This is a genomic window from Collimonas sp. (genome assembly GCF_039923675.1).
GTDB lineage: Bacteria > Pseudomonadota > Gammaproteobacteria > Burkholderiales > Burkholderiaceae_D > Collimonas.
In genome coordinates this window covers 42001-54910 of the sequence record NZ_JBDTCG010000017.1, presented here as the reverse complement: position 1 = coordinate 54910, position 12910 = coordinate 42001, and the positions used below count along the sequence as shown (strand labels likewise).

The following is a 12910-nucleotide window of genomic DNA, read 5'->3' as shown; positions in this document are numbered from 1 at the left end:
GTTAATCTGGTCGCCGCGGCCCTGATTATAGCGGTCTAGGCCTCGAATGCCTGCTTGATCCAGTCAATGGCCTCGTCTTCCATGGCCAGCACGTCAAAGCGGCAGGCCGGCGGATGCGGATAGCGCTGCAAAAAAACCTGGGCGGCGAGTATCAGCTTGGCTTGTTTGCCAGCCGTTACGCTGGCTGCGGCGCCGCCATAGCGCTTGCTGCTGCGTTGCCGGACTTCGACAAACACCAGTAATTCCTGCGCGCTTTTATGCGATGCCGGTTCGGACAGGATCAAATCGATCTCGCCGCCCTTGCAGCGAAAATTTCTTTCGATCAGCTTGAGCCCGTGGCGCTGCAAATAGCTGAGCGCCTTGTCTTCCGCCAGTTTGCCGCTGGCCTGACTGCTGAACATGGCTCTTAATCTAGTCATCAAGCGATTTTCATCAAGCGGCCTGGTCGATTTTCACGGGGCTTCGAGCGGCATCACGATGCCGTTCTGATATATCGCAGTCGGCTCGGTGCGCTCAAAACTCGGCATGCCTACGCCGAAGCTGACATTCAGTTTGCCGGTGACGCCGTCGATCTGGAATACCGTATTGCGCGCCGCAACTTCGTGGGCAATGCGGAAAGCATCGATACCCAGCGCATACAGGCGCTCCAGATCGGCATTGCGGCGCTGGTCGGCGGCCACTTCCTGGCGCGGGTAAATCATCACCGCCGGATGATCCGGCTGCACCTGCCATGGAATGTCCACCAGCCGCACGCCGTTCAGCTCCGGGATCTGGTGCTCGGGATTGCTATCGTTGAGAGTCAGCGGGTTTAACTGGGAAATGCCGAAGATCGGCGTCTGGTCGCCAATCGCGATGCGGATCTGCTTGGTCTGGTCGGCGTTCAGCGCGGCAAACAGCAAGCGCGGCATTTCGCCCTGTACCCGTTGTTGCAGCTGCGTCAGGGCATCGACATTGAAGGCCCCGTTTTCCAGATTGAGCATGACCACTTCGGCATGCAGTCCGCTGCCTTGGATCTGTTGCGCAAAGGCGCTGGCAACCCGTTTTTGCCAGGCAGCGCTAGTGCTCAGCACCAGTACCTTGCCGGGCGCGTAATCGGCGCCGGCCCAGCTGGCGACCTGGCGTGCTTCGGCTTCAATCGACAGGCCGATAGGCAACAGCTGTGGCGGCAAAGCGGTATCCTTGCCGCCCGAGAAGTCCGGCTGGGTCAGGGCGATCGTCGGTTTTTCCACCTTGCCGTTCTGGAGGATGGCGGTCAGGCCGGTGCGTGACAACGGTCCCACCAGGATATCGTATTTTTTGCTGGCGGCAGTGTAGGCGGCGAGCATGTCGCTGGCTGTGTCGGCCGCTTCGATCACGTCTACCGCCAGGCCGCTCTTGTCACGCGCATAAGCATTCAGGAAACCGCTGCGTACCGCATCGGCGGCCGCTCCCAAGGGGCCGGAGCGCAATGGCAGCAACAAGGCGATGCTGGCCAGCGGGATGGTATTGCCGTCGGCATCCGCGCCCCCGGCATCGCCGGTGGTTGTGTTTGCCAGCGCAGGCGGGCACAATCCGTTCAACAGGATACCCGCCGCTAGCGCCAGCTTGGCCCATTTATATAACATTCATAGCTCCCCATGACTCATCAATCTGCCAGCGCCTTCATCAACCCAGTGATTTTGGATGAGGTGGCGCAGCAAGCGTATCCCGCTTCCACATTATATGTGCTGGCCACACCGATCGGTAATGTCTGCGACATCAGCTTGCGCGCGCTGCACGTATTGTCGCTGGTCGACGCCGTGGCCTGCGAGGACACCCGCAATACCGCCCATTTGCTGGGGCGCTACGGTTTGTCCAAGACCTTGCTGGCCGCGCACGAGCATAACGAACGAGAAGTGGCGGAAAAAATCGTGGCCCGCTTGCAGGCTGGCGAGCGGATTGCACTGGTATCCGATGCCGGCACGCCGGCGGTATCCGATCCCGGCGCCCGCATCGTCGATGCAGTGCTGCGCGCCGGCCTGCGCGCCTTGCCGCTGCCGGGACCGTCGGCAGCCGTAACCGCGTTGTCTGTCAGCGGGCTGGTCAACGACCAGTTCCAATTCATTGGATTTCTGCCAAGCAAGGCGCGCCAGCGCGAGATCGCCCTGGCCGGCCTGGTTGGCGCCAGCGCCACGCTGGTGCTGTATGAAGCGCCGCACCGCATCATCGAAACCGTCGATGCTCTGTTGCAGGCGTTCGGCCCGGAGCGCCAGGTGGTGCTGGCGCGCGAGCTGACCAAACTGTTCGAGAGCGTCCATCGTTGCGCATTGGGTGAAGCGCCGGCATGGCTGGCGACTGACGCCAACCGGCAAAAGGGGGAGTTCGTGTTGCTGATCGAAGCGGCGCCGGTGGCGCTAGACGATAGCGCCGAAGGGGAGCGGGTGTTGCAGATCTTGCTGGCGGAATTGTCGATCAAGCAAGCTTCCGCGTTGGCAGCGCAAATCACCGGCCAAAAGAAGAATGCCTTGTATGAGCGAGCACTGGCTTTAAAAGATGCTTAAGGCAGGATAAGATGTCTCCAATGTTTTTTTGTCATTAATAATGATCGCTCCTATTTTGGAGCGGACAAGGTTTGAATAAGACAGGTGCAGAAATATAGGCACAAAAATGCCTGGATGAGGATGTATTTTAGCAACGGCGGCGGCGCGGCAAATTGGTTCCCGCGCAAGGTTCGATAGTAAAATCCGCCTCCTTGCGCAACGCGTCAAACAGTTTCAAGAAAGAAATCAAATTGAAGTAAGCGGGCCGTGCATTTAGCCAGACTTGCCCTTACTAATAAGATGAGAGAAAACATGAGTACAACGCAAACCAGCACCAGCCCCGGATTCAAGTCACCCCGTCTACACATCATCACGCTGGCTGCTTTGGGAATCGTGTTCGGCGACATCGGCACCAGTCCGTTGTACGCGCTGAAAGAGTGTTTCAGCACAGATCACGGCATTCCATTCACACCTGACGCGGTATTGGGAATCATCTCGATGCTGTTCTGGGCAATCACCATCGTGGTCTCGCTCAAGTACGTATTTTTCGTGATGCGCGCCGATAATAACGGCGAGGGTGGCGTGCTGGCCTTGATGGCCTTGTCGCTGCGCACTGCTACGCATGGTTCGAAACGCGCCAAGACGCTAATGATGCTGGGCGTCTTCGGCGCCTGCATGTTTTATGGCGACGTCGTGATTACGCCGGCGATCTCGGTGCTGTCGGCGGTGGAAGGGCTGGAAATAGCCACGCCGGGACTGACGCGTTACGTCGTGCCGCTTTCGCTCATCATCCTGATTGCCTTGTTCCTGATCCAGAAGCACGGGACCACGGTGGTCGGCAAATTATTCGGACCGGTGATGTTTGTGTGGTTTATCGCGCTGGGTTTGCTGGGTGTGTATAACGTCATCAAGGCCCCGGAAATCCTGGTCGCGATCAATCCTTACTACGCTTTTGCCTTCATGAAGACTCACGCGCTGCAAGCGTTCGTGGTGCTCGGTTCGGTGGTGCTGGTGCTGACCGGCGCCGAGGCCCTGTACGCCGACATGGGGCACTTCGGCATCCGGCCGATCCGTTTTGCCTGGCTGTTTACCGTCATGCCTTGCCTGATGCTGAATTACTTTGGCCAGGGCGCAAACCTGCTGGTCAATCCAGCCGCGATCCAGAATCCGTTTTACCTGATGGTGCCGGACGCCTTGCTGCTGCCGATGGTGATCCTGGCGACCGCCGCCACCGTGATCGCCTCGCAAGCCGTCATCTCCGGCGCGTTCTCGCTGACCAGCCAGGCCATCCTGCTGGGTTTTGTGCCGCGCATGCGTATCTTGCATACATCGGAAGACGAACGCGGCCAGATCTATGTGCCGGTGATCAACTGGATGCTGCTGCTGTTGGTGGTGGGCGTGGTGCTGGCCTTCAAGAAATCCGATAACCTGGCGGCAGCCTACGGCGTGGCGGTGACCACCACCATGCTGATCACCACGGTGCTGGCGGCGGTCGTCATGCGTACGGTCTGGAAGTGGAATCCATTCCTGGTGGCGCTGGTCATCGGCGCTTTCTTCATCGTCGATTTCGCTTTCTTCGCCGCCAATCTTCTGAAGATCGTCGACGGCGGCTGGTTCCCGTTGCTGCTCGGCGGCATCGCGTTCTTCCTGCTGATGACCTGGTACTCGGGCCGCATGCTGTTGCGTGAACGCAGCAAGGACGAGGGAATTCCACTGGAACCGTTCATCGAAGGTTTGCTGGCGCATCCGCCGCATCGGGTCGATGGTACTGCGGTCTTCATGACCGGCAACAAGACCACCGTGCCGGTCGCCCTGTTGCACAACCTGAAGCACAACCGCATTTTGCACAAACGCGTGTTCTTCCTGAAAATCAGTATCTGGGACGTGCCTTTCGTTGAAGACAGCAAGCGTCTGACCTTGAAAGAACTGGGCAGCGACGTGTATGTCTTGCGCGCCGCCTTCGGGTTCAAGGAAGCGCCGGATGTGCAGACCGTGATGGCCTTGACCACGGCCCAGTTCGGTCTGGAGTTCGACGTGATGGATACCTCGTTCTTCCTGGCGCGCGATACCGTTATCCCGAGCAAGATTCCCGGCATGCAGTTGTGGCGCGAAAAATTGTTCGCCTGGATGTATCAGAACGCGGCCAAACCGTCCGACTTCTTCCATATCCCGATCAACCGGGTGGTGGAACTGGGAACCAAGGTCGAGATTTAAGATACTGGAAAAAAGCCCCGCAAACCGGTCAGGTTTGCGGGGCTTTTTCTTCTCAGGCGGCAGGCGCCGATCCGAGATCGACCTGACAGCGCCACAACTGATGACCTGATGCCAGGTATTTGCTTTCGAACGGCGTGATCGGCTGTTCAGTTTTATATATCGCGTAGTCGACCGTCAGGCCGCTCAGTTGGCCCAGGGCGCTGGCGCATTCCTCGATATAAATCGGCCAGTTGCTGCGGCATTCCAGGATACCTCCCAGCGCGACGATGGTTGGAAACACCGGGTGACCATGCCAGCGCCTGCTCAGCTGACCGATTTTCGGCCATGGATTCGGATACAGCAGATAGTGGCGCACCGGGAAAATCTGCGCCGTCAGCAGCAACCGCCAGTAATCGACCAGGTCGGCGCGAATCCGGATGAAGTTATACGGCTGTGCGGCCGGCCCCGGCCACAGCGTGTTGCGGCCCACCCGGTCGGCGGACTGGTCGACCCCGATTACGAAATGGTCCGGATACTGCGCCGCCAGATGCATGGTCGACAGACCGACGCCGCAACCTGCATCGAGGATCAGCGGCAAGCTGCCAGCGGCGCGCCAGGCAGCAATGCTGTCGTCGAAGGCGCTTTGGTTATAGGAACTGACCGGTTTTTGAAATGTGTGCGAGGCGTGCTTGGCGACGGTAGCCGCAAGCTGGTCGTGAATGCCGTTCTGGGCGCTGTGAATCGGACTGGAATTGGCGTACATGTGGACGTACCGGATGCGATGTAAAAGGTACGGCAATATACATCAAACTACATCAAGCTTCCCTCCAGCCCCGCATTGCCAAGGTTTTTGGCAATGCGGGGCTGGAGGGATGAGTCGGAAACAAGGATTATTGCAGGGTGACGGGCTGGCTCATCATCGAGTCATAATTGCCCAGGAAAGCATCGATATCCTCGATGCTCGGTTCGGTTGCAATCAGGTCTTCGACCCCTTTACGGAAAAATTCAGCCAAGGCACCAGCAATAAAAATCTCGCGCTTGAACGATTTGTCGACGATTTCATAGCCGCCGAAGCGTAAAGCTTCACGTTGTTCATCGGCACCAAATTCGACGACGCTGTATTGGTCACTGTTATAAATCAGGTTCATATGCGCTCCCGGTAGTTAGGACAGAAGGTAATGATCGAGTAAGCAGTTTTCAAGCCAGCTGGTGAAAATATTATTTTTCAACTCCTTTTCTGATCGATATGTTTCTTTTCAGACAGACATATTTCAGTGGTAAAAGAAATTTTGCGCTTGTTTCACTTACATAGTACGCCACAGGCTGTTTTTGTCACGTGCTAAATACTTATCAAGGCAATGCATTTCTTCTAAGAGCGTGTTCAATATTTATATATCACCTGGCGCTGGCTGATAGCGTCACACAGTGTTGCCGGTCAGCGCTGTGTCTTATTTCCGCCATTTATTCCCGCCACTCGAACATGATGTGCTGATGCGATCCCGGTGTGATGGCGATCTTGCGGTCCTTCACCTGGCCGTTCTTGGCGGCTTCCAGGTGATAGTTGCCGGCAGGTAGCTTGGCCAGGAAAAATGGTCCTTTGGAAACGGCGTCCAGCACCACGTTATTGCTCGCATCGCTGATTTTCACGTGAATGTCGGCCGCATATTCATCTTTCGGCGAGGCTTTGATGAGAAATTCCAGCTCCAGCGGATAGTTTTTCGCTTCTTGCTGTATCAGGGTCGACTCATCCAGGCCGATGCCGCCGGAGAGGTAGGTTGCCACGCCTTTGGTAACCGGGGTAGGAGCGGCGCTGGCGTTGAAGCTTACCGCCGCGGCAATCAATGCGGTGAGTGCGAGCAGAGTGCGCTTATTCATGATGAATCCTCCTGTAGTGCGTTGCGCTGCGATTACGTGCCCATGAAATCGAGCATACGGGCTGAAAATTAAAGTTGACTTAAATCCTCGTTCCTTTGGATAAAAATCTGAAATTCACATGAATGCAAGGAACAAGCACCTTCTTCATCTTAGTTGACCGGCTTGGCCGGCGTCGGCTTACCGTCGCGCCAATGTTACTTGCGTCGCTGTCGTTTGTATAACACGCTACTGAATTGCTTCGGCGATAAACGGCGCTTCAATCCTTTCCACCCCGGCAATTTGGCGCCATGCATGCGCCGCGCGCATGCCGCGCATACCCCTGAGTCAATATATGCCGGGCACGCATGCAAACCATGTCAAAGAGTCGTTTGTAAGAAAAGCGGCGACTGGTCACACTCTCCTTACTCCCCAAGCAAACGGGGCCACACTAAGGAGATCCGTATGGATAGCAGCCGATTTATCAGAATCCCTTTGAAGAAGGGAGAAGTCTTTAAACTGGCTCGCCCCAAGGGATGCGTCATCCGGACAGTCAGCGGAGGTCTGTGGATCACCCAGGCCAACCAGACCGAGGACACTTTTATCAACCAGGGCGGTGTTTTTGTCGCCAAGGAAGAAGGCGTATTGCTGGCCGAGGCCATGGAATCGACGCTGATGTCGATCACGTATCAGCCAGCCCCCTCCGTTCGTCCGCAAAGCATTCTGGCCGCAGTGGCCGCAACTCTCCAAGGGGCTTGAGCGATGCGAGTTACTAGCTACCTGTCCAGCCCATCGGTGCGTTTGAGCATAGGCGTGGGCCTGTTGATGTATATCAGCTATGCCGCGACGCATCAGGCATTCGGAAATGTTGGTTTGATCGCACTCTGCGCCTTCGTCGGAGCATTTATTCCTTACTACTCGAAACTCAGCAACAAGCTGGAAGAAATCATCAACCTGCGCACGGCCATCGTCAGCCTGGGCCGGTTGGGGCGGTTTCTGCCGCAATTGGCATTCAACATCGGCATCTTTGTATTGCTGACGTGGGCCGGCGTGTTCCCGGCCGATAGCCTGGCGTCCTTGGGCGGGATCCTGGGCATCGCACTGGTGACCACCTGTGCCTCGCAGGGCATGCAGTATGTGGCGCTGGCCCTGGCCAATCGAGAAAAGGGCGACAAGAACCGGAATGTGATGCTGGCGCTTTCGATCAACATCGCGGTTACCGCACTGGCCACCGTGGGTTGGCCCTGGGCCAAGACTGCCTTCTTGTTGCTGGGCGTGGGCTTTGGTGTCCTCTTCTTTGCGGTAGGGCTGTTGTCCGACCTCCGCGCGCACATTTTCCGGCGTGGCGGGGTTGGCGTGTTTTTTGGCACCTTCAATCCTATCCATCGCACGCATCTTTCCTTGATCCGCGATGCTATCGCCGCTCGCGGCCTGGAAAAAGTCTATCTGCACTGCACCACGATTCCTAAATTGCATGCACAAGCGCTACAACGCGGTGAGATTCGGATTGCGCATCACGAACGTGGAATGCGGGTGTACGAAACCGCCGAGCGCGCTGATGTGCATGTCAATTATTTCCCTACCGGACGCAAGTTTTACGAATACGAAACCCGTCTGGCCATGATGCGTGCCTCAGTCATCGAGGCCGGTCTGGACGGACAGGTGGAAGTCTTGTCGATGCCCGATGCCTATGACCAAGGCGGCTTCTACTCGGTACTTGCGCACGTCAAGCGATTGGCAAAGGGAAAGCCGATTCACGGAATTCACGGCAGCGACCTTGGCGGCATGTGGGTGCGGGGTATTTTTGACGAATCGGGCTGGGTCTATCCGGTGCCGGTGGTACGCCGCGACAAGGTATCGGCGACGGCGATTCGAAACGGCGCCACCGGGCTGACCACAAGAACGGTTCAACACATGATGGAAAACTTGCAAACGGCTCAGAAATCGATGAGCTCCGGCTCTACCACCTAGATCTCCTACCAAGGACCTGACATGACCATTCATCAACTGAACACCCTGCGTAAAACGAAGCCGTCTGACGTGACCCCGGACTTGACGATCAAGATCGTGGAAAGCGAAGACGAGCGGCTCAAGGCCATGCTGGTGCGGGCAATCGTCTACATGCATGAGCAGCAATGCCCCTACCACGAAGAGTTCGATCTCAATGACCATACGTCCACGCAAATTATCGGGATGACCCCTGACGATGAGCCAGTGTTGACCGCGCGCATCCGGTACTTCAACGGCTTTGCCAAGATCGAGCGGTTGGCGATCCGCAGCGAATACCGCGGCAATGGATATGGACACCGTTTATTGAGCTTCATCCTCCATCTTTGCCGGCAAAAGGGTTTCTCGCGGTTCTACCTGCATGCACAAGCCCGCCTGCAGCCCTTTTACTCAGGTTATGGCTTCCGGGCGGAAGGCGGCGATTTCGCGTTCTCCGACCACGAGTATGTGGAGATGGTCCTGAACGACCGTGAACTTCCTGCGCAGCCGTCGCTGCACATTGGCGGCCGGCCCATGGCGCTCAATCGGCCCGAAAACAACTTGCATCAGAGCGGCCCGCTGGAGCATCGGACTGCCGTGATGGCCGCTCCCACATCTTTGTGAAATGGACAAGATGATGAAACGCAAGCTATCTGTGATGGCCTTGAGCATCGCCCTGATCGGTACGGCAGGTTCGACCAGGGCAGAAGCCATCACGCCGCCGTATCGCGAGTTGTTGCAAAAACTCGTGGATATCAACACGGAGACGCAAAACCTGGCCGGGCTATCGCAAGTGCGGCAACTGCTCATTCCGCGCTTTGAGGCGTTGGGACTGATGGCCACGCGCCACCGTCTGGCGCAAGACGGCAGGGAGGTGCTGAGCTTCGAAAAGCCTGGCGCAAAGCCGAAGGTGTTGTTGGTCGGCCACCTGGATACCGTGTTTGCGGCCAACGGCGCGTTTCAGCTGCTGCAGCAGCAGGACGATCACTTGCTTGGTCCTGGCGTGATCGACATGAAAGGCGGTGTGGTGCTGATGCTGAACGTGCTGGCGCAACTCCAGGCCCATGACCCGGACAGCCTGGAGCAGGTGAGAGTGGTGCTCAACGACGACGAGGAGGTTGGCTCTCCCTATTCGAAAGCCATGCTGCGCACTCTTGCACAAGGCGTTCCCTACGGTCTGGTGTTTGAACCTGGCCTGGAAGACGGCGCGGTGGTAAGCAGCCAGTCTGGTGTGCGCTGGATCAAGCTGACCACTTTTGGCAAAGCCACGCATGCCGGCCTGGAGCCTGAAAACGGCATCGATGCCTGTCTGGATTTGGCCATCAAGATCCGCAAAGTGACCGAACTGGCGCAACCGGACCGAGGCCTGACTCTGAACCCGGGCGTCATCGAAGGCGGCAGCAAACCCAACGTCGTCTGCGAGAAAGCCAGCGTCACTTTCGATATCCGCTTTCGTTCGCTGGCTGATTGGCAGACTGTATCCGCGGCTATCGAACGCATAGGCGGTCAAAGCGACGTCGTCAATCCTCGGTTGCAAAGAGGCACTCGCACAGAGGTCACGCAAATCGCCGAGATGCCTCTGTTGCCAGCCTCCAGCACCGCAGTGCTGTTGCGGCAGATGCAAGCAGCTAGCGTAGTCGTCGGGCAAACATTCCGCGCCCGCGCCGTCGGCTATGGCAGTGATGGCAACAACCTGGCCGACAGCAACATCGAACTGCTGGTTGGCGTTGGTCCTTATGGCGGCGGCATGCATTCGGAGCATGAATTCATGCGTCTGAATGCGTATCCGGAACGCTTGGCACTTGTTACCCAATTGATTTCCCAACTTCTTCAAACTCACTAAGGAACCTTATGAAAGCCCTCGTCGTTATTGATATCCAACGCGAATACATCGCCCCCGGCCGCCTGTTTCAAATTCATGGCATCGGCCCGTCGCTGAATAACGCCTACACCATGCTGCGCTTTGCGCGCAGCCAAGGCTGGCCTATCGTCCATGTCAAGCATCTGCAGGACGGTGACATCTTTAATCGCTCGTCGGACAAGTCCGACTTTATCGACGGCTTTGTGCCCGAGGCGAACGAAGTGCTGGCCATAAAAGGCAATTATTCGTCGTATTCCTCCGAGGCTTTTACAAAATTTGTCGCTGACCATCCGGACCATGAGCTGGTGGTGATCGGTTACGGCACCACGATGTGCTGCCTGTCCACCATCGTCGACGGCTATCACCGTGGCCAGCGTTTCGCCTTGGTGGAAGACGCTTGTGCCGCACTCGCGGTCAAAGATTATTCCGAGGAAGCGATGCATGAGCACGCTGTCGCCATTCTCGGACGCTTTGCCCGGATCACGCGAACCGCCGATGCGACCAACGTCCAAATCTAACCAGGCCTGCGGCTTTGCCGTCTGCCATCACACCATTGAAAGAGGATTTCATGCAAAACCAACCTGTCCAAAATCGCGCAGTTCCTAATGCAGCGCTCGACAACGCGCTGACGCTGTCGCACGTCGCCGGCCCCGTCGACGGCACACCGGTACTCATCGCTACCATGCACGGCAAAGAGGCTGTGTTGGGACCTTTGCTGGCAGACCTTGGATTCAAAGTGCTGCTGCCGCTGGGATACGACACTGACGCCTTGGGTACCTTCTCCGGTGATGTGCGTCGCCCCGGCACTGCATTCGAGGCCGCGCTGGAAAAAGCCCGTCGCGCCTGCGTGGCTACGGGCGTCATGCGGGCGGTATCCAGTGAGGGTTCGTACCGGCCATGCCAGACGCTATTTCCCGGTGCACGCAGCGCGGAGTTGCTAGCTTTCGTCGATCTTGAGAACAATTTTTCCTGCGTTGAATATCTGACCGACCTGCCAACCCGTTTTGTCAAAGGCCGCGTGCCGCCGGACTTGGGCGCCCCGGAAACGCAAGCCCTGCTGTCGGCCATGGATTGGCCTTCGGTGAAGGCGATGGTAGTACCTTTCGATCCAGGTTTTGGCGTGCTGCCGACGCAGGTTTTCAAAGGACTGGGTGACGAAGCCGCCTTGGCGCAAGCCATGCTGGAGTGCGCCGCCCAATCCAGCGACGGACTGGTGCATCTGGAGACCGATTTGCGGGCGCACATGAATCCCACGCGCATGGCATCCGTGGCAAAGGTGGGGAAACATTTATCTGAGCGGTTGCGCAGAGAAGGCTATGGCTTGCCGGCGCGCTTGGCGGCTTGACGGCAGGTTTTTGTTTTACCGGCGAGCCGATCAATCAGTATTGTTCTCTTGGTTGGCCCGCTAATTATCCTTTTACGGTTTTAATCAAACCAACTCGGTTTCCAGCTTCTGCTCGGCGCGTTCCAAGGAAGTACGTAGCCAATCGACGAAGACCTGTACCGACGCGTCGCGTTTGGCGCCGTGACACGCGAAGAATGAACGCGGACTGACCAGGCGCTCTTTCAGCGGCGCCACCAGCGTCCCTTCTTCCAGGAAAAAATTCACCAGGGGCGAACTTCCCAACGCCACGCCATGGCCCATGACGGCGGCCTGGATGATCTGGTCGAAGTGGCTGAAGCGGAAACCAAGGTCGCCCATGGGCACGCCTGCCTCCACGTTCTCAAGCCAATGTTGCCACTGTAGCCACGGCCAGGAGTTTTGCGGATCGTTCAGATGCAGCAAGGTGTGATGGCGCAGATCATCTACGCATGTCAGCTTGCGTCCGCCTCGACGTAGCAACGCTGGGCTGCACACCGGAAAAATCTCTTCGCCAGACAAGAAAACGGATGACTCTGCCGAGACGGCGTCTGGCATGCAGTAGCGGATAGACATGTCCACCACACCTTGTTTCAAATCGACTACGCGATTGTCAGCTTCGATGTGCAAGGATACTTCAGGGCAGTGTGCCTGAAATTGCGCCAGCCTCGGCACTAGCCAGAGCGAAGCAAACGAGGTTGTCGTGGATACCTTGAGCCTGCGGTAGGTTGTTTCCTTGCGCAGGATTTCCACGATATCGGACAAGCGCGCCAGGGAGTCGCCTACAACTTCATACAATACCCTGCCTTGTTCGGTCAGCTCCAGGGAGCGGTGGCGACGCTCGAAAAGCGCCAGGCCCAGGAATTCTTCCAGTTTCTTGACTTGCCTGCTGACGGCAGATTGCGTAACGAAAATCTCTTCTCCTGCCTTGGAGAAACTGCACTGCCGCGCGGCTGATTCAAAGCCGACCAGCAGGTCTAGTGGTGGGAGAGGCCGTGCCATATGATCAAATCCTTATTGGGGTTGTGCGCCCGAAGCCCAAAAAATTTCTAACGGATGGGGGGCGTTTGAGTCATTTTCCTGCTTAAATTACAACAAATCATCTGCCTCTTTATACCAAGCATTCAGTTGCTCGTGTGCAAATATTTGTTTCGAAATGAA

General features: G+C 57.0%; 14 protein-coding genes. 8 read left to right on the top strand and 6 right to left on the bottom strand.

Translation table 11 applies throughout. The annotated features are described in order from the left end of the window. Positions 1–35 precede the first annotated feature (35 nt). Together ABI171_RS04010 and ABI171_RS04005 are read right to left on the bottom strand one after the other, a co-directional pair. A complete protein-coding gene (locus tag ABI171_RS04010; protein ID WP_348091313.1) occupies positions 36–419 on the bottom strand; it encodes a YraN family protein in 384 nt (127 codons plus the stop codon). A 33-nt stretch (positions 420–452) separates the two neighbouring features. Beyond that, the gene (locus tag ABI171_RS04005) at positions 453–1604 is read right to left on the bottom strand and encodes a penicillin-binding protein activator (RefSeq protein WP_348091312.1); all 1152 of its coding nucleotides are present in this window, start codon (positions 1602–1604) and stop codon (positions 453–455) included. A gap of 12 nt (positions 1605–1616) precedes the next feature. Between ABI171_RS04005 and rsmI the strand changes: the two genes are divergently transcribed. Further along, positions 1617–2519 carry a 16S rRNA (cytidine(1402)-2'-O)-methyltransferase gene (gene rsmI, locus ABI171_RS04000; RefSeq protein WP_348091311.1) on the top strand — a complete coding sequence of 301 codons (903 nt, stop codon included), beginning with the start codon at positions 1617–1619 and terminating at the stop codon, positions 2517–2519. A 291-nt stretch (positions 2520–2810) separates the two neighbouring features. After that, complete coding sequence (locus ABI171_RS03995) at positions 2811–4712, top strand: potassium transporter Kup (RefSeq protein ID WP_348091310.1); 1902 nt, start codon at positions 2811–2813, stop codon at positions 4710–4712. A 52-nt stretch (positions 4713–4764) separates the two neighbouring features. Here ABI171_RS03995 and ABI171_RS03990 read toward each other — a convergent pair whose 3' ends face one another. The 3 genes from ABI171_RS03990 to ABI171_RS03980 form a co-directional block, all read right to left on the bottom strand. Then, a complete protein-coding gene (locus tag ABI171_RS03990; RefSeq protein WP_348091309.1) occupies positions 4765–5454 on the bottom strand; it encodes an SAM-dependent methyltransferase in 690 nt (229 codons plus the stop codon). 127 nt (positions 5455–5581) lie between these two features. Beyond that, complete coding sequence (locus ABI171_RS03985; protein ID WP_014008142.1) at positions 5582–5839, bottom strand: DUF3567 domain-containing protein; 258 nt, start codon at positions 5837–5839, stop codon at positions 5582–5584. A gap of 313 nt (positions 5840–6152) precedes the next feature. Next, positions 6153–6566: a carboxypeptidase regulatory-like domain-containing protein gene (locus tag ABI171_RS03980; RefSeq protein ID WP_348091308.1), complete on the bottom strand. Its 414-nt coding sequence runs from the start codon at positions 6564–6566 to the stop codon at positions 6153–6155. A 441-nt stretch (positions 6567–7007) separates the two neighbouring features. Between ABI171_RS03980 and ABI171_RS03975 the strand changes: the two genes are divergently transcribed. From ABI171_RS03975 to ABI171_RS03950, 6 genes are read left to right on the top strand one after another with little or no spacing between them, the layout of a single operon-like run. Continuing rightward, the gene (locus tag ABI171_RS03975; RefSeq protein ID WP_348091307.1) at positions 7008–7301 is read left to right on the top strand and encodes a DUF2917 domain-containing protein; all 294 of its coding nucleotides are present in this window, start codon (positions 7008–7010) and stop codon (positions 7299–7301) included. A gap of 3 nt (positions 7302–7304) precedes the next feature. Next, positions 7305–8513, top strand: a complete 1209-nt coding sequence (locus tag ABI171_RS03970) for a hypothetical protein (RefSeq protein ID WP_348091306.1) — start codon at positions 7305–7307, stop codon at positions 8511–8513. A gap of 21 nt (positions 8514–8534) precedes the next feature. Further along, the gene (locus tag ABI171_RS03965; protein ID WP_348091305.1) at positions 8535–9152 is read left to right on the top strand and encodes a GNAT family N-acetyltransferase; all 618 of its coding nucleotides are present in this window, start codon (positions 8535–8537) and stop codon (positions 9150–9152) included. 13 nt (positions 9153–9165) lie between these two features. Further along, a complete protein-coding gene (locus ABI171_RS03960; protein ID WP_348091304.1) occupies positions 9166–10371 on the top strand; it encodes a M20/M25/M40 family metallo-hydrolase in 1206 nt (401 codons plus the stop codon). A gap of 8 nt (positions 10372–10379) precedes the next feature. Then, positions 10380–10907 (top strand): isochorismatase family protein, encoded by a 528-nt coding sequence (locus ABI171_RS03955; protein ID WP_348091303.1) that lies wholly within the window; start codon positions 10380–10382, stop codon positions 10905–10907. A gap of 50 nt (positions 10908–10957) precedes the next feature. Then, a complete protein-coding gene (locus ABI171_RS03950) occupies positions 10958–11734 on the top strand; it encodes a DUF6671 family protein (protein ID WP_348091302.1) in 777 nt (258 codons plus the stop codon). 84 nt (positions 11735–11818) lie between these two features. Here the strand turns inward: ABI171_RS03950 and ABI171_RS03945 are convergent, their stop codons facing one another. Beyond that, positions 11819–12751, bottom strand: a complete 933-nt coding sequence (locus ABI171_RS03945; protein WP_348091301.1) for a LysR substrate-binding domain-containing protein — start codon at positions 12749–12751, stop codon at positions 11819–11821. Positions 12752–12910: the final 159 nt, after the last annotated feature.